Origin of the sequence: Streptomyces sp. NPDC003038, from assembly GCF_040611115.1 — a bacterium.
Classification (GTDB): domain Bacteria; phylum Actinomycetota; class Actinomycetes; order Streptomycetales; family Streptomycetaceae; genus Streptomyces.
The window spans coordinates 17,378-41,928 of record NZ_JBEXNN010000003.1; the positions used below are offsets into that span (position 1 = coordinate 17,378).

9 protein-coding genes are annotated in these 24,551 nt (G+C 73.6%); all 9 read left to right on the top strand.

The window, feature by feature from the left end; genetic code table 11:
- Position 1 precedes the first annotated feature (1 nt).
- Genes ABZX75_RS05145 through ABZX75_RS05185 form a run of 9 tightly spaced genes read left to right on the top strand, consistent with a single transcriptional unit; the run spans position 2 to position 24,526 of the window.
- The gene (locus ABZX75_RS05145) at positions 2-2,491 is read left to right on the top strand and encodes a condensation domain-containing protein (RefSeq protein WP_355407992.1); all 2,490 of its coding nucleotides are present in this window, start codon (positions 2-4) and stop codon (positions 2,489-2,491) included.
- Positions 2,488-7,038: an amino acid adenylation domain-containing protein gene (locus ABZX75_RS05150; RefSeq protein ID WP_355407994.1), complete on the top strand. Its 4,551-nt coding sequence runs from the start codon at positions 2,488-2,490 to the stop codon at positions 7,036-7,038. The genes ABZX75_RS05145 and ABZX75_RS05150 overlap by 4 nt, the downstream gene beginning before the upstream one ends.
- Entirely contained in the window at positions 7,035-8,828 is a 1,794-nt protein-coding gene (locus tag ABZX75_RS05155) for an ABC transporter ATP-binding protein (protein WP_355407996.1), read from the top strand. The genes ABZX75_RS05150 and ABZX75_RS05155 overlap by 4 nt, the downstream gene beginning before the upstream one ends.
- Positions 8,828-10,651, top strand: coding sequence for an ABC transporter ATP-binding protein (locus ABZX75_RS05160; protein WP_355407998.1), 1,824 nt, complete (start codon positions 8,828-8,830; stop codon positions 10,649-10,651). The genes ABZX75_RS05155 and ABZX75_RS05160 overlap by 1 nt, the downstream gene beginning before the upstream one ends.
- Positions 10,635-12,218: a class I adenylate-forming enzyme family protein gene (locus tag ABZX75_RS05165; RefSeq protein WP_355408000.1), complete on the top strand. Its 1,584-nt coding sequence runs from the start codon at positions 10,635-10,637 to the stop codon at positions 12,216-12,218. Before ABZX75_RS05160 ends, ABZX75_RS05165 begins: the two co-directional genes overlap by 17 nt.
- Positions 12,215-15,949, top strand: coding sequence for a condensation domain-containing protein (locus ABZX75_RS05170; protein WP_355408002.1), 3,735 nt, complete (start codon positions 12,215-12,217; stop codon positions 15,947-15,949). Before ABZX75_RS05165 ends, ABZX75_RS05170 begins: the two co-directional genes overlap by 4 nt.
- On the top strand, positions 15,946-18,474 hold the full coding sequence (locus ABZX75_RS05175) for a lantibiotic dehydratase (RefSeq protein ID WP_355408004.1): 2,529 nt from the start codon (positions 15,946-15,948) through the stop codon (positions 18,472-18,474). Before ABZX75_RS05170 ends, ABZX75_RS05175 begins: the two co-directional genes overlap by 4 nt.
- A 15-nt stretch (positions 18,475-18,489) precedes the next feature.
- On the top strand, positions 18,490-21,948 hold the full coding sequence (locus ABZX75_RS05180; protein ID WP_355408006.1) for an amino acid adenylation domain-containing protein: 3,459 nt from the start codon (positions 18,490-18,492) through the stop codon (positions 21,946-21,948).
- A 4-nt stretch (positions 21,949-21,952) separates the two neighbouring features.
- Positions 21,953-24,526 carry a condensation domain-containing protein gene (locus ABZX75_RS05185; RefSeq protein ID WP_355408008.1) on the top strand — a complete coding sequence of 858 codons (2,574 nt, stop codon included), beginning with the start codon at positions 21,953-21,955 and terminating at the stop codon, positions 24,524-24,526.
- Positions 24,527-24,551 lie beyond the last annotated feature (25 nt).

Sequence of the window (24,551 nt, forward strand, 5' to 3'; positions counted from 1 at the left end):
GATGACCACGACCCCTGCGGAGACCCGGGGTTCCCTGGACCCCGAGCAGATCCGCCTGCTGGAGCGCCAGATCGAGGACGCTCTGATCGACTACGAGCCGATCGCCGACTGCGCGGTCGTCTTCCACGGCACGGCCGTCGAGTCGGTTCCGGCCGAGCGCTGTGTGCGCTGCGGCATGGACGCGGGCTACCCCGGCACCGTCCTGGACCAGGACGGGGTGTGCGATCTGTGCGTCATGTACGCCGCCCACGAGAAGGGCATCCTGTCCTACTTCGGTGAAGTGGACGAGTTCGTCCGCCTCGTGCGGGAGCGGGCCGAGGCGGCCGGATCGGAGTACGACGCGCTGCTGCTGTTCAGCGGCGGCAAGGACTCCACGTACGTGCTCCACCAGCTCGTGCGGCTGGGGCTGAAGGTGATGACCTTCACCTTCGACAACGGCTTCATCTCCAAGACCGCCCTGGACAACGTCGAGAGCATCACCAAGGCCCTCGGCATCGAGCACGTGACGATGACCCGGGCGGACCAGAACCGGATCTTCCTCCAGAGCCTCCAGCAGAACAAGAGCGTGTGCAACGGCTGCTTCCGCTCGCTGCTGGACCTGAGCAACCAACTGGCCCACGAGCGGGGCATCCCCAGCATCGTCACCGGTCTTTCCCGCGGCCAGATCATCGACGAGCGGCTGCTGTGGTTCTACCGCAACGGCGAGTTCGAGCGGGAGCGCATCGAGCACCAGCTGGAGGTCGGCCGCAAGGTCTACCACCAGGTGGGGTCCTCGCTGACCGACGGAGTGCTCGACCGGGTGGAGGTCATCGACTACTACCGCTTCTCCGAGGTCACGAAGGACGACATCCGGGCCTTTCTGACCAGCGGGGAATCGCTGTGGTCCGCGCCGAAGGACACCGGTTTCTGCAGCTCCAACTGCATGATCAACGACGTCGGCGTGTACGTGCACAAGCTGGAGCGCGGGTTCCACAACTACGAGTCCCCGACGCGCTGGGAGGTCCGCCTCGGGCACCTGTCGCAGGACGAGGCCGACGCCGAGCTGCGCACCCCCGTCAACATCGGGCGGGTCCGCTCGATGCTCGGGAAGATCGGGTACACCGACCCGGGCGACCGCAGCCAGCTCGGCCGGCGCATGACCGCGTACTACGTGCCGCGCGACGCGGTGAGCCCCGCCGAGGTGCGCGACGCGGTGGCCGCGCGGCTGCCGGAGATCCTGCTCCCCGAGTACTGGGTACAGGTGGCCGAGGTGCCGCGCGCCGCCGGCTCCGTGGACCGGCGGGCGCTGCCCGATCCGGCGCCCACGTCGGGCAAGCGGCTGTCGGGACCGGAAGGCTCCGGGACGGCCGACGCGGCGGTGGCCGGGACGGCGCTGACCGCGGCCCAGCGGCTGCTGCTGGCCGGGGACGGCGACGCGCTCGCGGGCCGGGCCCGCGCCCTGCTGCTGGAGCTCCCTTCGGGCATCGCTCCGGACACCGTGAAGAAGGCGGTCCTGGAACTGCTGATGCGCCACGAGACGCTGCGCGCCCCGTTCGAGCGGCACGACGGCGGCTGGCGCCGCGCGGCGGCCGGTCCGATCGGCCAGGTGCCGGTCGCCCGCCTCGACGTGTCGAAGCACGACGGCGCACAGGAGTCCAAGGTGCTGAGGGTGGCCGCCGAGCGGCTGCGCGGCCGCCTGGACATCACCCGGGGGCCGCTGGTGCAGGCCGCCCTCGTCGAGCGGGGTGAGGAGGCTCCCCGGCTGCTGCTGGTCGTGCACGAGCTGGCCGCCGACCTGCCCGGCTGGCAGCGGCTACTGACGGACCTGGGCAGCGCCCTGCGCCAGCTCGCCGAGGGGGGCCGGGTCGCCCTGACCGGTGAGCCCGCCCGCCCGGCCCCGGCCCCGGAGGAGGCCGCCCCCGCCGTGTACGAGGGGGCGCTGTGGGCTCCCCCGGCCGGTACGCAGGCCACTGCCCCGGCCACCACGCACCGCACGGTCCTGGACGCGGAGCGAACCGCCGCCCTGGTCCGCGGCGACGCCCCGGTCGCCGCGGCCGTGGCCGCCGCCGTCACCCACGCCCTCACCGGCGGGTTCCCGGCGCCGGCGGTGCTGCTGGGCGTCACCGACCACACCGGTGAGCTCGCCGCGGGTGTCTTCGCGCTCGCCGCGGACCCGCAGGCGGCGCCCGGCGCCGCGGTGCGCCAGGTCCGGGCCCTGCTCACCGTCCCCGTGGCGGCGCCCTCCGGTGCCGCCGTGGTCCGGCTCGGCCATCTCGGCGACCTGGACAACCTGTTCCCCGAGGACGGCCCGCTCCGGTCCGCCAACTCCGCGGACCACGACCTCGTGGCGCCGTTCGGACCGCAGCCGTACCCGCTGGCCGTCGTCAGCCACCTGCGCGGCGGACGGCTCCACCTCGACTGGACGGGTCCGGCCGAGCTGCTGGAGGCTGCCGGCGCGGCGGCCACCGCGCTCGCCTCCTTCGCCGGCACGAACGGGGAGGGCGCGGCATGAGCGACACCTCGGAGCGGCTGCGGCGGCTGCGCGAGCAGTCCCCCGCCAAGTACGCCCTGCTCATGCGGCAGCTCAAGGAGCGCGCCGCGGCGACGCCGGCCGGGATCGCCAGGCGCCCGGCGGGCGCGGGCGCCCCCCTGTCCTTCGCACAGCAGCGCCTGTGGTTCCTGGACCAGCTCGGTCCCGGAGACACGGCGTACAACATGCCGTACGCGCTGCGCCTGTCGGGTCCGGTGGACCTCGGCGTGGCCGCCCGGGCCTTCCAGGCCCTGGTAAGGCGGCACGAGACCCTGCGGACCACCTTCACCTCGGTCGACGGGGAGCCGGTACAGACGATCGCCCCGGCGGACACCTACGCGTGGGAGCCCCTGATCGTCGACCTGCGCGGCGTGGACGACGCCGAGGAGCAGGTGCGCCGGCTCGCGGCGGAGCACGCCCGGGCACCGTTCGACCTCACCCGGGGTCCACTGCTGCGGGTGACGCTGGTGGCGCTCACCGAGCGGGAAACCGTCGCGTTGATCAACCTGCACCACATCATCACCGACGACTGGTCGATGGCGGTGCTGACGGGCGAGTTCGGCCGCCTGTACGAGGCCTTCCTCGGCGGCGGCGCCGATCCGCTGCCGCCGCTCGCGGTCCAGTACGCCGACTACGCCCACTGGCAGCGCGAGCAGCTCGAGGGCGGGGCGGCGGGCCGGGTGGCCCAGGGGCTGGCGCACTGGCGCGAGCGGTTCCGCGGCGAGCTGCCCAGCCTGCGGGTGCCGACCGACCGCTCCCGCCCGCCGGTCCAGACGTACGCGGGCCGGACCCGCTCCTTCACCCTGTCCGCCGAGGTGACCGCAGGGCTGCGGGAGCTGGGCAGCGCTGCGGGCGCCACCCTGTTCATGACGCTGCTCGCCGGATACGCGGCCCTGCTGCACCGCTACTCGGGCCAGGACGACATCGTGGTGGGCACGTCGGTGGCCGGCCGCCACCGGCCGGAGACCGAGCCGCTCATCGGCTTCCTGGTGAACACCCTGGCCCTGCGTACGGACCTGGCCGGCGACCCGACGTTCCGCGAGCTGCTCTCGCGTACCCGTCAGGCGTGCCTGGCGGACTTCGCCCATCAAGACGTTCCCTTCGAGCGCGTGGTCGAGGAGGTGCAGCCGGACCGGGATCTCAGCCGCGCCCCGCTGTTCCAGACGATGCTGTCGCTGCACAACGTCCCCCGGGCCACGCTGGACCTGGCGGGGCTGCGCATCAGCCCGTTCAGCGGCGAGGGCCGGGCCACGGCGATGTACGACCTGAGTCTCGACGTGGTCGACGAGGGCGAGCGGCTGCGCTGTGACTGGGAGTTCAACGTCGACCTGTTCGTCGACGCCACCATCGAGCGGATGGCCGACCACTTCGAACGGCTGCTGGCCGGTGCCGTGGCGGATCCCGGTCTGCCGCTCTCCCGGCTGCCGCTGCTCTCGGAGCCGGAGCGGGCCGAGGTACTGACCCGGGACAACCGGATCTCCGTCGAGGTCGCCCCCGACGCCTGTGTGCACCGCCTGTTCGAGGAGCACGCCCGCACCACCCCCGACGCCGTGGCGGTGGTGGACGGGGAGGACCGGGTCACCTACCGCGAACTCGACCGGCGGGCCGGGATCATCGCCACCCGGCTGCGCGCGCTCGGCGTCGGCCCGGAGTCCCGGGTGGGGTTGTGCGCGCCGCGCTGCCCCGACTCGGTGGCAGCGGTGCTCGGCGTCCTCAAGGCGGGCGGCGCGTACGTGCCGCTCGACCCGGCGCACCCGGTGGACCGCCTGCGGTACGTGCTCTCGGACGCCTCGGTCCGGCTGCTCCTGACCCGCCACGACGTGGTGGCCTCGATACCGGGGCTCACCGACGGGGTGAGCGTCGGCCACTTCGACGACTGGCTCGCCGAGGGCGCCGGTGCGGCTGAGGGCGAGCCGTCCGCCGGTACGCCGGTGCGGTACGCCGAACCGAACGCGGACAACCTGGCGTTCCTCGTGTACACCTCGGGATCCACGGGGCGCGCCAAGGGCGCGATGCTCACCCACGGTGCCCTGATGAGCGCCTTCCGCTCCTGGGAGCGGGTCTACGGCCTGGGCACGGTGGTGCACCGGCACCTCCAGGCAGCGAACATCGCCTTCGACGTGTTCACCGGCGACATGGTCCGCGCACTGTGCTCCGGCGGCACGCTCGTGCTGTGCCACCGCGAGACGCTGCTCGACCCGGCGCGGCTGTACGCGCTGCTCCAGCGGGAGCGGATCGACTTCGCCGACCTCGTACCGGTCGTCATCCGCCTGCTCAGCGCTCATGTGGCCGAGCAGGGGCGGCTGCTGGACAACTTCAAGGTGCTGGCCGTCGGCGCGGACATCTGGTTCATGCGGGACTACTGGAACTTGGCGAAGCTGTGCCCCCCGGGCACCCGTCTGGTCAACTCGTACGGCATCACCGAATCGACCGTGGACAGCGGCCTGTTCGAGACACCGATGCCCGAGCGGGGCGACGAGGAGCCGGTGCCGATCGGACGCCCCCTGCCCAACACCGAGTTCTACGTGCTCGACAGCCGGCTCCAGCCCGTGCCCGTCGGCGTGAACGGCACCCTCTACATCGGCGGCCTGGCCCTGGCCCGCGGCTACGTGGGGCGCCCGGCGCTCACCGCCGAACGCTTCCTGCCCCACCCCTTCTCGGACCGGCCGGGCGCCCGCCTGTACAACACCGGCGACTTGGCGCGGATGCTGCCCACGGGGGACGTGGAGGTGCTGGGACGGGTGGACCGGCAGGTCAAGCTGCGCGGGTTCCGGATCGAGCTGGAGGAGGTCGAGTCGGTACTCGGCCAGCACCCGGACGTGCAGGCCGCCGCCGTGATCGTCCGGGAGGACGCCCAAGGTGAGCGGCGCCTGGCCGGCTACGTCGAGCCGCGGGCCGGACGCAGCCCCGGCCCGGAGGCCCTTCAGGAGCATCTGCGCACCCAACTGCCCTACTACATGGTGCCGTCCACCATCACGCTGCTCGAGCGGATGCCGCTGAACGCGAACGGCAAGCACGACCGCAAGGCCCTGCCCGCTCCGGCACCCGTGGCAGAGGCGGCCGAGCGGCCCGCCGCCGTGTTCGCCACCGCCACGCAGGAGCGCGTGGCGCAGATCTGGACCGAGGTGCTGGGGGCCGACGAGGTCACCGCCGAGCACGACTTCTTCCAGCTCGGCGGACACAGCCTGCTGGTGCCGCGGGTCCTCTTCGCGCTGCGCCGCGCCTTCGGCGTGGACCTGCCGCTGATCACCCTGTTCGAGGCGACGACGGTGGAGGAGCTGGCCCGCCGCGTCGACCTCGCCGTGTCGGCGCCCGCTCCGTCCGGGCCCCCCTCCGGGACCCCGTCGGCCGCGTCCGGGCAGGGCCCGCTGGAGGTGCCCGTACTGGATCCGGCGATCCGGGTCGAGCCGCACGGGGCGCGGCCCCGGACGGGAGCGCCGAAGGCGGTCCTACTGACAGGAGCGACCGGCTTCCTCGGTGCCCATCTCCTGGACGGGCTGCTGCACCGCACCTCGGCCACGGTCCACTGCCTCGTACGGTGCCAGGACCCGCAAGAGGGTCTGGAGAGGCTGCTGAAGGCCTTCGCCTCGTACGGGCTGCCGCAGCCCGACAGCAGCCGGATCGTGGTGGAGGCGGGCGATCTGGGAGAGCCCCTGCTCGGCCTCGCTCCGCAGCGCTTCGCCGAGCTCGCCGAGCGGCTAGACGCCGTCCACCACAGCGGCGCGTGGGTCAGCTTCACGCTGCCGTACGGGATGCTGCGCGCCGCCAACGTCGACGGGACGGCCGAAGTGCTGCGGCTGGCGGCGCTCGGCGGCGGCATCCCCGTCCACCACGTGTCCACCGCTTCGGTGCCCGAGCCCGGCGTCGACTCCGCGGCGCCCGTCTCGGGCGGCTACAACCAGAGCAAGTGGGCGGCCGAACACCTCGCGGTGGCCGCGCGCGAGCGGGGCGTCCCTGTCTCGGTCTACCGGCCGGACTACGTCGGCGGCCACAGCGCGACGGGGATCGGCAACGCGAAGGACTTGATCTGGGCGATGATCAAGGGCAGTGTGCAGGTGGGGTGCTGCCCCGACCTGCCCCTTCCGGTCCAACTGGTGCCGGTCGACCGGGTGGTCGACGCCTTGCTGACGCTCTCGCTGTGCCCTGCCGAGGAGCCCGGCTCCTTCGATCTGGCCCATCCCGAACCGGTCTGCCTGACCACGGTCTTCGAATGGGTCGAGGCCCACGGGTACGACCTGCGGGTCGTCCCCTACGCCGACTGGCTGGACGCCCTGCGGGAGTCGGCCCGGTCCTCGTGGGACAACGCGCTGTTCCCCTTCCTCACCCTGTTCGAAGGCCCCGCCGGGGCCCCGGGCGCCACCGCGGTTCCGGCAGCCGGCGCGGCGCGGTCGGCGTACGCGGCGGCGGGCGTCGACTGCCCGCCGCTCGACGAGCCGCTGCTGCACTCGTACCTGAACGAACTGGTCCGCAGTGGATACCTGCAGGCCACCGGTCCGGTTTCGGACCTCCCCCCTCTGGAGAACCCATGACCACGGCCACGAAGCGGCGCCCCGCTCCTCCCGCGAGCGCCGACGAACGGGTCGGCCGCTGGCTGCGGTCGCACCTGGCCCGTTCGAAGGGGTGGATCGCGGCCCACCTGGGCGGCACGGTGCTGTGGCACCTGCTGGCGGCCTCGACCCCGCTGGTGATCGGCGCGGCATTCGACGCGCTGCTGGGTGACACGCCCGACCGGGGCCGGTTCGACACGATGGTGGTGGTGCTGCTCGCCCTGGTCGCGGTGCGCGGTGTGGCCGGGTTCATCGCGACGTACTCGCTGGAGGCGTACGCCTGCGGCCTCGAACGCGATGTGCGCGCCACGCTCTTCTCGTCGCTGCTCCACAAGGGCCAGCAGTTCTTCAACCGGCGCCCGGTCGGGGACCTTTCGGCCCGTGTGACGGGGGACGCGCAGACGGTCAACCTGATGCTGTCCCCCGGCCTGGACCTCACCATCGACATGCTGCTCGGCCTGCTGGTGCCGATCGTCTTCATCGGACTGATCGACGCCCGGCTCCTGCTGGTGCCGCTGCTGTTCCTGCTGCTGTTCGCGCTGTCCCTCGTCGAGTACGGGCGCCGGCTCGACCCGGCGGCCGGCGCGACCCGGGCCCGCTTCGGCGAGCTCAGCGCGCACGTCTCGGAGACCATCTCCGCGATGGAGACGGTGGAGGCCACCGGACGCCGGCGTGCGGAGCAGCAGCGCTTCGTCGAGCGGGCGACGGCCTACCGGGACGCCTCGGTGCGCCAGGCCCGCGCCCAGGCCCTCTACCTGCCCACCCTGCTGCTGGCGCTCGCCCTCGCGGCGGCGCTCCTGCACGGGGCGTACCTGGTGGAGCAGAACCAGCTGACGGTCGGTCAGCTCATCGCCTACCTGGGGCTGATGAGCGCGCTGCGCAGCCCGACGCAGCTGGCCTCGTTCAGCATCGGCCTGGTCTTCCTCGGCATCGCCGGCGCCCGGCGCATCCTGGAGATCATCAACGACCGGGCCGGGTCCGAGGAGCAGGCCGCGGGGCACGAGGCGGAAGTCGAGGGCGCCGTCGTCTTCGACCGGGTCTCCTTCGGCCACGGCGCCGATCCCGTGCTGCGCGACATCTCCTTCCGGGTGGAGCCGGGGATGACGGTGGCGCTCGTGGGTCCGACCGGCAGCGGCAAGTCGACCCTGCTGCAACTGGTCAACCGTACGTACGTGCCGGACTCGGGCGAGGTGCTCGTGGACGGGGTCTCCACGGCGGACTGGAATCCGCAGACGCTGCGCTCGCAGATCTCCGTGATCGAGCAGGACGTCGTGCTGTTCTCCCGGTCGATCGCGGACAACCTCGCGTTCGGCGTGGGGAAGGACGTGAGCCGGGAACGGCTGGAGGAAGCTGCGCGGGCCGCGCACGCCCACACCTTCATCACCGAGACCGAGAACGGCTACGACACGATGGTCGGCGAGCGGGGCACGACCCTCTCCGGCGGCCAGCGCCAGCGGATCGCGATCGCCCGTGCACTGCTCGCGAACCCGCGCATCCTGCTGCTGGACGACTCCACGAGCGCCGTGGACAGCGCCACGGAGCAGCAGATCCAGCAGGCCATCCGGAAGGCCTCCGCGGGCAGGACCACCTTCATGATCACTCCGCGGCTCTCGCGGATCCGCAGCGCCGACCTCGTCCTGGTGGTCGACCAGGGCCGGATCGTCGGCCAGGGCCGGCACGAGGAGCTGCTGGACAGCTGCGAGCTCTACCACCGGATCTTCGCGCCGCACCTGCAGGAGCAGACCGGCGCATCCGGAAAGGAAGTCCACTGATGGCGCACCTTCTCGACGGCATCACGCCCGACAGTTACGACCGTTCCTACGGCGACCGGGAACTGCTGCGGCGCATCGCTCCGCTGTTCACCGTCAAGGCCGGCCTGGTGGCGCTGATCGCGGCGGCCGTGGTCGGCGCGGCGGCGGCCGGCGCCGCGTTCCCCCTGCTGATGGCGAACGTGGTGGACACCGCCCAGCGCGACAGCGTCGCCGACAGCGTGATGCCCCTGGTGGCGGCGGCGCTCGGCACCGGTCTGGTGGCCTGGGTGCTGACGTTCTTCCAGCAGCGGGCCATCGGCACCCTGGTCGGCGACGTGGTCCTGGAGATCCGACGCCGCGCGTTCGAGGCGGTCCTGCGGCAGGACATGTCGTTCTACGACGGCCAGGCGTCCGGAGCGGTGGCCAGCCGGATCACTGCCGACACCCAGGCGTTCGCGACGCTGGCGACGCTGACGCTGGGACTCGTCGGCCAGGTACTGCTGATCGTGATCATGCTGGTCGCGATGTTCGTCATCAACGTGGGGCTGGCCCTGGTCACGCTCGCGACCGCCATCGCCATCGTCCTGGTCAGCCTCGGCTTCCGCTGGATGTCGCGGCGGGCCTCGCGCCAGCAGCAGCGCTCGCTCGCGCAGATCAACGCGTACGTGCAGGAGACGCTGCGGGGCATCGCGGTGGCCCGCAACTTCCAGCGCGAGGAGTCCACCAACGCCGGTCTGATCGACGTCAACCAGCGCTGGTTCCGGGCGACCGTACGGCTCAACCGGCTGTTCAGCGGCATCTTCCCGCTGCTGCTCACCCTCACCGGCCTGGGCACGGTCGCGGTCGTCCTGCTCGGCGGCTCCCAGCTGACGTCCGGCCGGCTCACGGCGGGCGAGTGGTCGCTGTTCCTGGAAGCGCTCATGCTGTTCTGGTTCCCGCTGACGAGCATCGCCTCGTTCTGGAACCAGTTCCAGCAGGGCCTGGCCGCCTCCGAGAGGATCTTCGCCCTCGTCGACCTGGAGCCGGGGGTGCGCCAGACCGGCCAGGCACACGTGCCCTCCCTCTCCGGCCGGATCGAGTTCCGCAAGGTCGACTTCTCCTACCGGACCGACCAGCCGGTGCTCAAGGGTCTCGACCTGGAGATCGGCAGTGGGGAGACGGTCGCACTGGTCGGCCACACCGGGGCCGGGAAGTCGAGCATCATCCGTCTGATCGCACGGTCCTACGAGTTCGACGGCGGCGAGCTGCTCGTGGACGGGCAGGACATCCGCAGCCTCGACCTGGACAGCTACAAGGGCCACCTCGGCATCGTCCCCCAGGCGCCCTTCCTGTTCTCCGGGACGGTCGCGGAGAACATCGGCTTCGGCCGTCCGGGCTCCTCCGAGGAGGAGATCCTCGCGGCGGCCCGCTCGGTCGCGGGCGGCGACTGGATCGACGTACTGCCCCAGGGGCTCGAGACCCCGACGAACGAGGGCGGCCGCAACCTGTCGGCCGGACAGCGCCAACTGATCGTGCTGGCCCGGGTGATGCTGAAGAACCCGTCGCTGCTGATCCTCGACGAGGCCACCGCGAACGTGGACCCCCTGACCGAGGCCCAGGTGCAGGAGGGGCTGGACGCGGTGTCGGCGGGCCGTACCACGGTGATCGTCGCCCACCGCCTGCCCACCGTCCGCAAGGCGGACCGGATCCTCGTCGTGGACGGCGGCCGGGTGGTCGAACAGGGCGATCACACGACCCTGCTGGCGGCCGGCGGCCGGTACGCGGAGCTGTACGACCACTACTTCCGCCACCAGCAGCTCGACTTCGAGATCGGAAAGGAGGCCGTCGATGCCCTCCCCCGCTGACCAGCCCCGCACGCTGGGCACCCTCGTCGCCGACGCGGCGGCGCGCTGGCCCGAGCACACCGCCCTCGAGCACGACGGCCGCCGCCTCGGCTTCGCCGAACTCCACCTGCGGGTGGAGCGCGCCGCGGCCCGGCTGGCCGCGGCCGGCCTGACGCGGACGAGCACCGCCGCGCTGCTGTTCGACAACACCGTCGACTGTGTGATCGCCTTCCTGGCCGTCGCCCGGACCGGCGCCCGGCTGGTTACCGCCGAGCCCCACTCGACTCCCGCACAGCTCAGGGCCCTTGCCGACGAGCTGGGCCGGCTGACGCTGATCGGCCGGGCGGAGCGGCTCGCCGCCCTGCGCGCGAGCGGGCCGTGGCCGGGACCGGTGGTCGAGGCCGGGGAGTTCGGAGCCGGGAAGTTCGGAGCCGGGGAGTTCGGAGCCGACACACCCCGAGCCGGCGCACCCGGCCCGGAGGCCCCGGCCGGCCCGGCCGGCGACGCACCGTTCCTCTACCAGTTCAGCTCCGGCTCCACCGGCGCCCCCAAGGCGGCGGTCCACACGCAGGACAACCTGGTGCAGGGCGCCGAGATCTACCGCGAGTCGTTCGGCTACGGCCCTCAGGACACCGTGGTGACCGCGGTGCCGCTGCTGCACTCCTTCGGACTCGTGGCCGGACTGGTGGCCTCGCTGCTGACCGGGGCCCGGCTGGTGGTGCTCGGCCGGTTCGCGCCCGGACGGCTGCTCAGCGAACTGGCGCGCACCGGAGCCACCGTGCTCGTCGCCACACCGCAGGCCTACGACCTGCTGACGCGCTCCGTCGCCGCCGCGCCCGAGGCCGCCCTGTCCCTGCGGCTGTGCCTCTCCTCCGGGGCGGCGCTCCACCCGGACACGGGGCGGCGTTTCACCGAGCGGCTCGGCATCGCGATCAGCGAGGTCTACGGCTGCACCGAGGCGGGCATCATCGCCTCCCAGCGGGCCGTGTCCGGCTCCGCTCCGGCCGCAGGGGGCGGCGGGGTCGGCCGGCCGGCACCCGGTGTCGAAGTCCGGCTCGTCGACGACGCGGGCGAGCCCGTCGCGCCGGGCTCGGCCGGACTGCTCCTGGTGCGTACGCCCGCCATGTTCCTGGGCTACCTCGACCGGCCCGAGGTCACCGCGACGGTCCTGCGCGAGGGCTGGTACGTCACCGGCGACCTCGCCCGGCTCGACGAAGACGGCCGGCTGCACCTGATCGGCCGCAAGGACTCCTTCATCAACGTCGGCGGCAAGAAGGTCAATCCGGTGGAGGTCGAGCGGGTTCTGCTCGGCCACCCCCTGCTGACCGAGGCCGTCGTATGGGGCGAGGCCCTCCCCGACGGCGGGCAGCGGGTCCGCGCGACCGTGGTGGCCGCGGGGCCGCTGAGCGCCGCCGAGCTCAGCCGCCACTGCCGGGAGCGCCTTCAGCCGCACCAGGTGCCCGGCAGGGTCGAGTTCGCCGACTCCCTGCCGAAGTCCTCATCCGGCAAGACACGGCGCGCCGAGGTGGCGGCGGCAGCTCCCGGCGGCACCGCCGGCACCATCGATCAAGGGGGAGCCCGTTCATGACCTCGACACTCGTCGAGCTGCTGCGCCGCCGCGCCGAGGCGACGCCGCAGCGCACAGCCTTCCGCTTCCTCGGTGACGAGGACAGCGCCGAGAGCACCGACTACGCGGCACTGGACCGGGACGCCCGGAAGGTCGCCGGCCTGCTGCGGGAACAGGGCGCCGCCACCGGGGACCGTGCACTGCTGCTCTACCCCCCCGGCCTCGACTACATCAGGTCGTTCTTCGGCGCGCTGTACGCGGGGGTCGTGCCGGTCCCTGTGTATCCGCCGCGCACCCTGCGCAACGTCAGCCGGCTGGGCGCCATCGCCGCCGACTCCCGGGCGCGCTTCGCCCTCACCGTCGGCCCGGTCCTGGACCTGCTCGGTGACGACGGCAGCGCGCTCGGCCTGGACGGCCTGCGCGCCGCGGCCACCGACGCACTGCCGGAGGGCTTGGCCGACGCCTGGAGCGGGCGGATGCCCGACGCGGACGGCCACGCATTCCTCCAGTACACCTCGGGCTCCACCGCGAACCCCAAGGGCGTAGTGCTCACCCACGGCAACCTGCTGCACAACCTCGGCATGATCAGCAACGCCTTCGAGTGCCACGAGGACACGAGCGCTGTCGTCTGGCTGCCGCCGTACCACGACATGGGCCTGATCGGCGGCATCCTCACGCCCCTGTACGCCGGCTTCCCCGTGACCCTCATGTCGCCCATGAGCTTCCTGCGGCGCCCCCTGCACTGGCTGCGCACGATCTCGCGGGAGGGAGCCGAGCTCAGCGGCGGCCCCAACTTCGCGTACGAGATGTGTGCGCGACTGGCGACCGACGAGGACAAGCAGGACCTCGACCTCAGCAGCTGGCGGGTCGCCTTCAACGGCGCCGAGCCCATCCGCGCCGCCACCCTGGACGCCTTCGAGGAAGCGTTCGGCGGGTGCGGGTTCCGCCGCAGCAGTTTCCTGCCCTGCTACGGGATGGCCGAGGCGACCCTGTTCGTCACCGGTGCGCCGGCGTCCGCCGAGCCGACGGTGCTCGACGTCGATGCGGCCGCACTGGAAACGGACCGCGTGGAGGCCCCGGCCCCGGACGGCAAGGTCCGCCGCCTGGTCGGCAGCGGCCGGGCCGCCGCCGACCAGGAGGTCCTGGTCGTGGAGCCCGAGTCCCGGATCCCGCTGCCGGACCGCCGGGTCGGGGAGATCTGGGTGCGGGGCGCGAGCGTCGCCCTCGGCTACTGGGACAACGCACGGGCCACGGAGCAGGCGTTCGGCGCCCGTACGGGCAGCACCGACGGCGGTGGGGACGCGGGGTACCTGCGCACCGGCGACCTGGGCTTCCTCGCCGACGGCGAGCTGTTCGTGACGGGCCGCCGCAAGGACCTCCTCATCGTGCGCGGCCGCAACTTCTATCCCACCGACATCGAACTCGCCGTCGAGGGCGCGCACCCGGCGTTCCGCTCCGGCTGCGGCGCGGCCGTCACCGCCGAGCACGACGGTGAACAGGTCCTCGTGGTCCTCCAGGAGGTCGAGGGCCGCGCGCTGCGCACCGTGTCGGTGCCGGAAGCGACGGCGGCCGTCCGCGCCGCGGTCATGGAGGCCTGCGACCTCGCCGTGCACGCGGTGGTCCTCCTCAAGCCCGGCGCCATCCCCAAGACCACCAGCGGCAAGGTGCAGCGCTCGCTGGCCCGGGAGCGCTACGCGGCGGGTGCCTTCGAAGCGCTCGGCGGCGACGCGGCTTCCGAGCCGGCCGTCGCAGTGCCCGGCCCCGCCGAGGTGGCGGAGCTGGCGCCGGCCGAACGGGCCGCGCTGGTGGCCCGTGTGCTGCGACTGCGGATCGCGGAGGCGCTCGGCACGACCCCCGGCGAGGTCGGCACCACGCTTCCGCTGCCGAGCCTCGGCATCGACTCGCTGGCCGCCGTCCTGCTGGCCAACCGCATCCGCGGGGACCTCGGGGTCGAGCTGTCCCTCGGACGGATGCTGGGCGGCGCCGACATCGACACGCTGGCGGCCGAGGCCACCGTGGTCACCGGCTCGGACTCCGATGACGGGGAGGAGCAGACCGAGCCGTCCCCGGACGCGATGTCGGTGGGCCAGCGGGCCATCTGGCACCTGCAGCAGCAGGACCCGCAGGCTTCCGCCTACAACATTCCCGTCGCGCTGCGTCTGTCGGGCGACGTCGACGCGGGGGCGCTCGAACGGGCCGTCGCGCAGGTGGTCACCCGCCACGAGATGCTGCGGACCCGCTACCGCCTGGTGGGGGGCGAGACGGTGCCCTTCCGCGGCGAAGAGCCGGTGACGCTGGAGGTGCTCGACGCCCGCGCCGACGGGGAGGATCAGCTCGCGGAGCGGCTCTACGCGCTGGCACACCGGCCGTTCGACCTCGAGCACGACGGCGTACTGAGGGCGCACCTGCTGACCCTCGGGGAGCGGGAGCACGTCTTCCTGCTGACGGTGCACCACATCGCTGCGGACCTGTGGTCGTTGGTCACCCTCTCCGCGGAACTCGGCCGCTGCTACGCCGCCCAGGCCGCCGGCACCCCGCTGGAACTGCCCGCCCCGGCCGGGCGGTACGCCGACCACGTGCGGCGGGAGCAGCGGATGGTGGCCGGACCCGAGGGCGCGGCGCACCGGGCGTACTGGCGGACGGCGCTGGCCGCTCCCCTCCCGCTGCTTGACGTGCCACTGGACGCCCCCCACCCGCCCGCGCCCAGCTACCGGGGCGCACGGATCCCCTTCCACGTCGATCCGGCACGGAGCGCGCGGTTGCGGGAGTTCGCCCGGGAGTGCGGAACCACCCTCCACACGGTGCTGCTGTCTGCCTTCCACATCGCCCTGCACCACGCGAGCGGCCAGGACGACGTCGTCGTCGGCACGGCGGCGGCGAACCGGGGTGCCCGGGACGCCGAAGAGGTGGTCGGGTACTTCACCAACGTGCTCGCCGTCCGCGCCTCGTTGGCGGAAGGCGTCACCGGAAGGGAGGTCACCGGCCGGCTGCACGACACCGTGCTCTCCGCCCTCGACCACCAGGCCCTTCCGCTCCCCTTGGTGCTGGAGAGCGTCCAGCCTCCGCGCGCACCGGGCCGCAACCCCCTCTTCCAGGCGGTCTTCGTCCTCCAGCGGCCCCATGCTCACGCCGAGACGGCCGCGTTCGTCCTCGGCACCCCGACCGGGGCCGGCACCTCCTGGGGCGGGCTGCGCGTCACGCCCCACGCGCTGGCGCACCGGACCGCGCAGTACGAGCTGATGCTGACGTTGGTGGACACGGGTCCCGACCTGCACGCCGCCCTGGAGTACAGCACCGACGTCTTCACCGAGGAGAGCGCGCAGCGGCTGGCCGCGCACTACCGGGCCGTCCTGGACGACCTCCTGGAGCGGCCCGACCGACCGATCGCCGAGCTCTGCCCGGCGGACATGCTGACCCGGCGCGCCGAACGCGACGCCGCGACCGAGGAGGACGTCCTGACCGGATATGTGGCCCCCCGTACCGACAGCGAGCGGGTGCTGGCGAAGATCTGGTCCGAGGTGCTGGGGGTCGAACCCATCGGTGTCGAGGACGACTTCTACGATCTCGGCGGACACTCGCTGCTCGCGGTCCAGCTGATCTCGGGGGTCCGGGACGCCCTCGGCGTGGACGTTCCGGTCCGCAGCGTGATGCAGACCCGGACCGTCGCCCAGGGCGCCGCCGTCATCGACGCACTGCTGTGGGCCCGCGAGAGCGCACCCGCCGGCAGTGCCCGCGAGGACGGCGAACTGTGACCGTCTCCGAGGACTCCCAGGACCGCCCCGACCACCTCGTGCCGCTGCCGTCCGGCGACTGGCACATGTGGCGCACGATGGGTCTGCGCGGCACCGGCTTCCCGGCCGACCGGGTGCTGGCCCTGGCGGCGCCGGACTCGGCGGCCGCCGCCGAACACCTGCTGGGGCTGCGGGAGGCCGCCGCGGCCGCACGCGGCGACGCGCTCGCCGCGCTGCGCTCCGCGCTGGACGCGCTGCGGGCGGAGGGCCACTGGGACGACCTGGAGCGCCGCCGCCCGCTCCTTCGGGCCATCACCCGGCTCAACAAGGGCAAGCTGCCGGGCGGGGAGTTCGCGCACTGGCCGCAGGCCGAGCGGCTCGCGGAGGCCGAGGACGCGGCGGCCACGGCCGGCCGTGAGCTGGACAAGACCTTCGGCGACGACATGGCGATGCTGTCCGCCACGCTGCGCGCGACGGCGGCCGACCCGCGCTTCCGGGAAGCCGTGATCTGGCAGAACCGCAAGGCGTACGCGGACGGCGTGAGCAAGCTGGGCGTCGAGGACGACGGCCGGCGCAACTCCCGGCGCCGCGAGCACGAATCGCTCGTCGCCGGCTACCTCCAGCGCTACACCGTGAAGAACGACTCGATCGGATTCTTCGGACCGGTCGGCTGGGCAGAGGCCACCGAGAGCGGAGAACCGCTGACGGTGCGTCCCGGAGACGGCCTGATCGCCTCGCGAGGGGTGTACTTCGAGCAGTGGTGCCTGGACGCGCTCGTGCGCTCCCTCGGCCAGGACCTCTCGGTGCGCCGCTGGTTCGCTCCCCGGCGGCTGCCCACGGCCGCCCTGGAGGGGGCCACCCTGCGGCTGCCGGGCCGGACGGCCGAACTGCCGGCCGCCAAGGCCGCGGCGCTGCGCGCCGTTCTGGCTCTGTGCGACGGCAGCCGGACCGCGGCGGAGCTGGTGGACGCGCTCGGCCTCGGCTCGCCGGAGGAGGGCTTCGGACTGCTGGAGTCCCTGTGCGCCGCCGGGCTCATCGCCTGGGACCTGGAACTGCCCGTGCAGCCGGAGCCCGAGAAGGCCGTGCGCCGCCAACTGGAGCGGATCGGGGACGAGGCGCTGCGCGCCGATGCGCTGGGCCGGCTCGACCGGCTCACCGCGGCCCGGGACCGGGTGGCGGCGGCTGCCGGCCTGCCGGAGGAGCTGGACCGGGCCCTCGCGGGCCTCGAGGCGACCTTCACGGAGCTCACCGGTACGGCGCCGACGCGGGCGCACGGTGAGACGTACGGTGCGCGCACCCTGGTCTACGAGGACTGCCGGCGCGACGGCCGGGTCGAGGTGGGCCCGGATCTGCTGGCGGAACTGGGCGGCCCGCTGTCGCTGATGCTGGATTCGGCGCGCTGGCTGACCGTGCGGGTCGCCGAGGAGTACCGCAGCGAGTTCCGCGCCGTCTACGACCGGATCAGCGCCGAGAAGCCGGGGCAGCAGCTGTGGCTGACGGACTTCTGGCAGCGCGTCCAGTCGGCCGTGCTCGGCCCGGACCAGGCGATCATCGACCGGGTCGTGTCGGAGCTCCAGTCGCGGTGGGGCGGGATCTTCGGACCGCTGGAGGGACGCCGGGCCGAGTTCACGACCGACTCCCTGCGCCCGCTGGTGGCCGAGGCCTTCGCCGCGGAGGCACCGGGCTGGCCCGGCGCCCGGTACCAGGCTCCGGACGTGATGATCGCGGCCGAGAGCCCGGAGGCGGTCGCGGCCGGGGACTACCGGCTCGTCATGGGCGAGTTGCACGTCGGCGTCAACACCCTGCGCAACCTGCTGTTCGTGAACCAGCACCCCGATCCCGACGCGATGGTGCGGGCGACCGAGCTGGACGTGCCGGTGCCCCGGGTGCACCCCGTCCTGCCCAAGCAATGGCTCTACTCCACGCGCACCACGACGCGGCTCGCCACCGCGCACGACCACCTGCTGCTGCTCGGCGAGGAGGGCTCCTGGCTGACCGGCGACCCACGGGCGGTGGAAGGTTCGCAGGTGAGCATCGGGCTCCGCGACGGCCGCGTCGTGGCGCGGGCCGGCGCCGAGGGGCCGGAGTTCGACCTCGTCGAGCTGCTGGCGGAGGCGATCAGCTTCAAGGTCGTCAGCCGCTTCCAGCCGCTGGCCTCCCGCAGGCACACCCCGCGGGTGTCCATCGACCGGCTGGTCGTGCACCGCGAGTCCTGGCGCTTCCACCCCGGCGAACTCCCCTTCGCCCGGGAGACGGAGGAGGCGTCCCGGTTCGTCGCGGCCCGCGCCTGGGCCCGCGAGCACGGCATTCCGCGCTTCGTCTTCGTCAAGGCCGCACACGAGACCAAACCGTTCTACGTCGACCTGGACAGCCCGCTGTTCGTCAACGCCTTCGCGCACGCCGTCCGGGGTGCGCCCGAGCAGCCGGACGGGCGGTTGACCATCGCCGTCAGCGAGATGCTCCCGACCAGCGAGCAGACCTGGCTGAAGGACCTTCAGGGTCAGCGCTACACATGCGAGTTCCGCGTCATCGCGGTGGACAAGTAAGGAGTGCGACGCACCATGTCGCTGATCGACCTGATGGGCCGCCTGCGCGAGCAGGACATCCACCTCCGCCTCGAGGACGGCCGGCTGCGCTACAGCGCACCGGCGCAGGGCCTCCCCGAGGAGCTGCGCGCCGAGATCACCGCGCACAAGGACGAGCTGATCGCCTTCCTGACGGCCGGCGGGGCCGCGGCGGGGCCGCGGCCCGTGCCCCGGTCCCACGACGGCACATTGCCGCTCGCCCCCGTACAGGAACGGCTGTGGCTGCTGGACCGGATGGAGCCCGGCAACCCCTCCTACCACATGCCGGCGGCGATCCGGCTGAGCGGAGCGCTGGACACCGACCTGCTGGAGCGGGCCGTGGGTCTGATCGTCGCCCGGCACGAAGTGCTGCGCACGAACTTCGAGGCCCCCGAGGGGCGTCCGGTGCAGCGGGTCACGCCCGAGCGGCGGATCCCGCTGTCCCTGCGCGACCTGCGGGAGCTGCCCGAGGCCGAGCGGGAGGCCGAGGCCCGGCGCCTGTCCCAGGCGGAGGCCGTCGCCCCCTTCGACCTGGCGCGGGACGCCCTGCTGCGCACGACGTTGCTGCGGACGGGCGAGAACGAGCACATCCTGCTGCTCACGCTGCACCACATCGTGGCCGACGGGTGGTCCGTCTCGGTCCTCGCCAACGAACTGGCCGTGTGCTACCGGGCGTTGGCGGAGGACCGGCCCGCCGACCTGCCGGAGCTGAAGCTCCAGTACGGCGACTTCGCCGCCTGGCAGGCCGAGTGGCTGGAGAGCGAGGCGTGCGCGGAGCAGCTCGCCCGCTGGCGGGAGCGGCTGGGCGGCGAGCTGCCCGACCTGAACCTGCCGCTCGACGTGCCGCGGCCCGCGGTGCAGACCTTCCGCGCCGCGCGCATCGAGCGCGCCCTGCCGCCGGAGACGGTGGACGGCCTCAAGCGGCTGAGCCAGGAGTCGGGCGCGACGCTCTTCATGACCATGCTGGCCGCGTTCAAGGTGCTGCTGCACCGCCACAGCGGCCAGGACGACCTGATCGTCGGCATTCCCGAGGCGGGCCGCAACCACTCGGACATCGAGCCGCTCATCGGCTTCTTCATCAACACGCTGGCGGTGCGCACCGACCTCTCGGGCGACCCGGCCTTCCGGGACCTGCTCGCGCAGGTGCGGGACACCGCGTACGACGCGTACGCCGACCGCGACGTGCCGTTCGAGCGGATCCTCATCGATCTGCAGCCGACCCGGCGCCTGGACCGCACGCCCGTCTTCCAGGTGTTCTTCAACATGGTCCCGTTCGCCGAGCAGCGGCTCGAACTACCGGGTCTGGCGGCCGAGTTCCTGCACGTTCCGGACACGGGCTCCAAGTTCGACCTCACGCTGTACGTCGGGACCGAGGGCAGCGACCTGACGCTGGTCTACAACGCCGACCTGTTCGGCGCCGAGCGCGCCGGCCACCTGATGGACCAGTACGTACACCTCGCCGGGCAGCTCGCGCAGGCTCCCGACCGGGAGATCTCGCGGTTCGGCCTGGTGACCGGCGCGGCCCTCACGGTGCTGCCCGATCCGGCCGCCGCACTGTACGCCGCGTGGACCGGCAGCGTGGCCGGGGCGTTCGCCGAGCGGGCCCGGCAGGAGCCGGACCGGATCGCCGTCCGGGAGCCCGCGCAGAGCTGGACGTACGGCCTGCTCGCGGAGCGCTCGCACCGGCTCGCGCACCGGCTGCTCGCCGACGGGGTGGCGCCGGGCGACGTGGTGGCGCTGTACGGGCCGCGCGGAGCGGAGCTGGTCTGCGCGATGCTCGCCACGCTGAGCGCCGGAGCGGCCTTCCTCGTGCTGGACACCGCCGAGCCCGCCGCGCGGCTGGCGGAGCAGATACGGCTCGCCGCCCCCCGCGGCTGGATCACCACCAACGGTGCACAGGCCCCGGACGAGGTGGTCCGGGCGGCCCGCGCCACCGCCGTGTCCGAGACGACGCTGCCCTGCTGGGAGGCGCTGTCGGAGCTCCCCGACACGCCTCCGGCGGTCACCGTCGGCGCCGGCTCGCCCGCCTACCTCGCCTTCACCTCGGGCTCCACCGGCCGCCCCAAGGCCGTACGCGGACCGCACGGACCGCTGGCGCACTTCGCCGCCTGGTACCGGGACACGTACGGGCTCACGGACCGCGACCGGTTCGCGCTGCTGTCGGCGCCCGGCCACGACCCGATGCTGCGCGACACGCTGGTACCGCTGACGCTCGGCGCCACGGTCTGGGTACCGGACCACGCGGCCCTGCCCGGCAAGCTGGCGTCCTGGCTGGCCGAAGCGCAGATCACCGTGGCCAACCTGACGCCCGCGACGCTGGAGTTCCTCACGGGTGGCGCGCCGTCCGCGGCCGCCGCGGTCCCGCTGCGGTACGTGTTCTTCGGCGGCGACCGGCTGCAGGGGCGCCACGTCGCGCTGGCCCGCTCCCTCGCGCCCGGCGTGCGGTGCGTCAACTTCTACGGAGCGACCGAAACGCCCCAGGCGGTGAGCGCCTACGAGGTGCCGGACGGCGAACCGGCAGCCGAGATCCCCCTGGGTCCGGGGATCGACGGCGTCCAGCTGGTGCTGCTCAACCCGGCCGGCGCACCGGCCGGCGTGGGCGAGCTGGCGGAGATCCACGTCCGCTCCCCCCATCTGGCCGACGGGTACCTCGGGGATCCCGGGCTCACCGCCGAGCGGTTCCTCGCGAACCCACTCACCGGGGACGCCGCGGACCGCTGGTTCCGCACCGGTGACCTCGGGCGCCACCGTCCTGACGGGACCGTGCAGTTCGTCGGCCGCGCGGACCGGCAGGTGCAGATCCGCGGCTTCCGGGTGGAGCCCGGTGAGGCGGAGGCCCGGCTGCGCGAGCATCCCGGCGTGGCCGAGTGCGTGGTGGGCGCCGACGGCACCGATGACCGCGACCGCCGCCTGGTGGCGTACTACACGCCGGCGGACGGCGCCGCGCCCACGGCGCGGGAGCTGCGGGACCACATGCGGGCCGCCCTGCCGGAGTACCTCCTGCCGGCCGTCTTCGTACGGCTCGCCGGCTTCCCCCGCCTGGGCAGCGGAAAGATCGACGTGCAGGGCCTGCCCGTCGCCCCGGCCGCCGAGCGCGACGCGGAGGAGCGCTACGTCGCGCCCGTCACCGGGACGGAGAAGACGCTGGCCGCCATCTGGGCCGAGGTGCTCGCGGTGCCCCGGGTCGGCCTGCACGACGACTTCTTCGCCCTGGGCGGTCACTCCCTGCTGGCCACGGTCGTGACGCACCGGGTGCGCGAGGCCCTCGGCGTGGAGATTCCGGTCCGCTCGCTCTTCGAGGCGCAGACCGTCGCCGCGCTCGCCGCCCTCATCGAGCAGCAGAGCGGCGGGGCCGCGCCGGGCGCCCCCGGCCCGATCCGTTCGGTGACCCGTACCGACGCGGGCCTGGACGACCTCCTGTCCCGGCTCGGCGCGCTGACGGACGGCGAGGGGTGATCTGATGCGCTGGAGCGAGAAACTGGCCGCCCTGTCGGCGGCGGACCGGGGTCGGCTGGGACGTCTGGTGGAGAGCGAGGGCAGCGCCCTCAACCTCTTCCCGCTCTCGTACACCCAGGAGTGGGTCTGGTGGAACAGCCGGCTCCAGCCGTCCTCGGCGATGTACCACGTGGGCGCCACCCTGCGGCTCGACGGGCCGCTGGACGCCGAGGTGCTGGACCGCGTCCTGCGTGAGATCGCCGTCCGGCACGAGATCCTGCGCAGCAGCTTCCACGTGCTGGGCCGGACCGCCGTGCAGGTGGCCGAGGAGCCGCAGGAGGATGAGATCGTCGTCCGGCACGACCTGCGCGGCCTGGCGGGGGCGGCGCAGGACGAGGAGGTCGCCCGGCTGGTGGCCGAGGACCGCCGGCGGCCCTTCGTCCTCACCGAGGGCCGGCTGCTGCGGGCGCTGCTGCTGCGGCTGGGCGACGACCACGCCGTCCTCGCCCTGACCACCCATCAACTGGTCTTCGACGACTGGTCCATCGGGGTGCTGGTGCGCGAGGTGGGCGTCTTGTACGCGGCGTTCGCCGCCGGTGAGCCCTCACCGCTGCCCCCGCTTCCCGTCCAGTACGCCGACTTCTCGCTCTGGCAGCGCCAGTGGATGGACGAGGCGCGGATGGAGGGCGAGTTCACCTACTGGGAGGACAAGCTGCGCGCGCTCCCGGCGCTGCTCGACCTGCCGGCCGACCTGCCGCGTCCCGCCACCCGCTCCTTCCTGGGCACGCTGCACGACCTGCACCTGGACGAGGCGTACACCGAGCGGCTGCGCGGCCTGTGCCGCGGCTCGGGCGTCACCACGTACATGGCCCTGACCGCGGTGTTCCACCTCCTGCTGGCGCGTGCGACCGGACAGCAGGAGTTCGCCACGGCCACGCTGACGGCGTACCGCACCCGGCCCGAGGTCGAGCACGTCATCGGCGACTTCGGCAACATGATCTCCGTTCCGGCGGCCGGGCACGGGCCGGGGACCACCTTCCGCGAGCTGCTGCTGAGCACCCGGGACGCGGTGCTGGAGGCGCAGGAGCACGCGGACATGCCGGCCCACCGGATCACCGGCAGGCTGCGGCCCCGGCGGGAGGAGAGCCACAACCCGCTCACGCAGGCGATGTTCCTGAGCGTGCAGGCGATGAACACCGTGGCCGGTGCCGAACTCGGCGAGCTGAGGGTGGGGTTCACCCGGATCGGCGAGACCCACGTCTCCAGCCCGTTCGACGTCGAGGTCCGGCTCGTCGAGAGGCCCGGGACGGTGACGGTGCAGTTCGTCGTCAGCCGGGACCTGTTCACGGCCGAGGGCACTGCCCGTCTCGTGGCCCAGTACGAGGAGCTGCTCACGGCCGCGCTCGCGCAGCCGGACGCCGCCCTGGACGCGCTGGCCGTCCCCGTCGGCACGGTGTCCGGGCCGCGCGCGGCGCCGGACCCGGCGGAGGGCGTGTACGAGGCGGTGCGCCGCCGGGCTCGGGAGCAGCCCCGGCACACCGCCGTCGCGGATGCCGACGGCCCGGTGAGCTACGGCGAATTGTGGCGGCGCGTGGAGAAGGAAGAGGCGGCGGCGCGTGCGGCGGGCGCCGACGGCCCGGTGGAACCGGCCGGGGCCGTCGGCCACGGCGCGGCGGCTGCCGTGCGGCTCCTCGCGGCGCTGGGCGCCGGGCGGGCGGTCGACGCCGGCGACGGCCGGGTACTGGAGCCCGCCGTCCTGGCCGAGATCCTGCGGCTATGGGCCGACCGGTGCGCGGTCGGGGCGGTCGACCGCTGCCTGGCCTCGGGCGCCGCGGGGACGGCGACGGCGCTGATCGAAGTGCTGCTGCCGCTGTACGCCGGAGCGACGCTGGTCCCGGCGGTGCCCGAGGAGGTCCTCGAGGCCCCCGACGGCGACCTCGTGGTGCTGCCCGCGGACGAGGCGGTCCGGCTCGCCCCGGCGGCCGCGGCGCGGCTGCGGACCCTGGTCGTCACGGGCCGCCACGGCAGGCTGCCCGGGACCCTCACGGGCCCGGACGCGCCCGCGGTCCTGCGCGCGGTCGGTCCGGAGGGACTGGCCCTGTGGCCGGTCCCGGCCGGCGCCGACGAGGGGCGCGGTCCGTCCCTCGCCCCGGACGAGACGGGTCCGGAGCTGCGGGTCACCGATGCGCGGGGACGGCGGGTGCTGCCGGGAGCCGTCGGCGAGCTGCGGCTCTGCGGTGCCCCGGTGCCGGGCGGCGAGCTGGCCACCGGGCTGCTCGCCCGGGAACCGGCGGCCGGCGGGGTCGAACTGCTCGGCAGCGCCGGGGAGCAGCGGACCACCGCGAGCGGCTACCGGGTCAGGCCGGCCGAGGCCGGCTGGGCGCTGACCGCGCTGGCCGGGGTGACCGGCGCGGTGGTGGACTTCGACGCCGACGGCACGCTGGTCGCCCACGTGACGGTGGCGGACGACGGCAGCGGTTCGGCGCCGGACGCGGGCGGCCTGACCGCCCGCCTGCGGACGCTGCTGCCGGGATACCTGCGGCCCGCCCGGATCCTGGTGGGCACGCCGGTGCCCCCCGAGCCCTACCCGCACGACTGAACGACGCTCAGGAAGAACTGGTGAG

What these genes read in the sequence shown, in the direction of transcription:
- ABZX75_RS05145 (WP_355407992.1), top strand. Translation starts at nt 2, where the DNA reads ATGACCACGACCCCTGCGGAGACCCGGGGTTCCCTGGACCCCGAGCAG.
- ABZX75_RS05150 (WP_355407994.1), top strand. Translation starts at nt 2,488, where the DNA reads ATGAGCGACACCTCGGAGCGGCTGCGGCGGCTGCGCGAGCAGTCCCCC.
- ABZX75_RS05155 (WP_355407996.1), top strand. Translation starts at nt 7,035, where the DNA reads ATGACCACGGCCACGAAGCGGCGCCCCGCTCCTCCCGCGAGCGCCGAC.
- ABZX75_RS05160 (WP_355407998.1), top strand. Translation starts at nt 8,828, where the DNA reads ATGGCGCACCTTCTCGACGGCATCACGCCCGACAGTTACGACCGTTCC.
- ABZX75_RS05165 (WP_355408000.1), top strand. Translation starts at nt 10,635, where the DNA reads ATGCCCTCCCCCGCTGACCAGCCCCGCACGCTGGGCACCCTCGTCGCC.
- ABZX75_RS05170 (WP_355408002.1), top strand. Translation starts at nt 12,215, where the DNA reads ATGACCTCGACACTCGTCGAGCTGCTGCGCCGCCGCGCCGAGGCGACG.
- ABZX75_RS05180 (WP_355408006.1), top strand. Translation starts at nt 18,490, where the DNA reads ATGTCGCTGATCGACCTGATGGGCCGCCTGCGCGAGCAGGACATCCAC.
- ABZX75_RS05185 (WP_355408008.1), top strand. Translation starts at nt 21,953, where the DNA reads ATGCGCTGGAGCGAGAAACTGGCCGCCCTGTCGGCGGCGGACCGGGGT.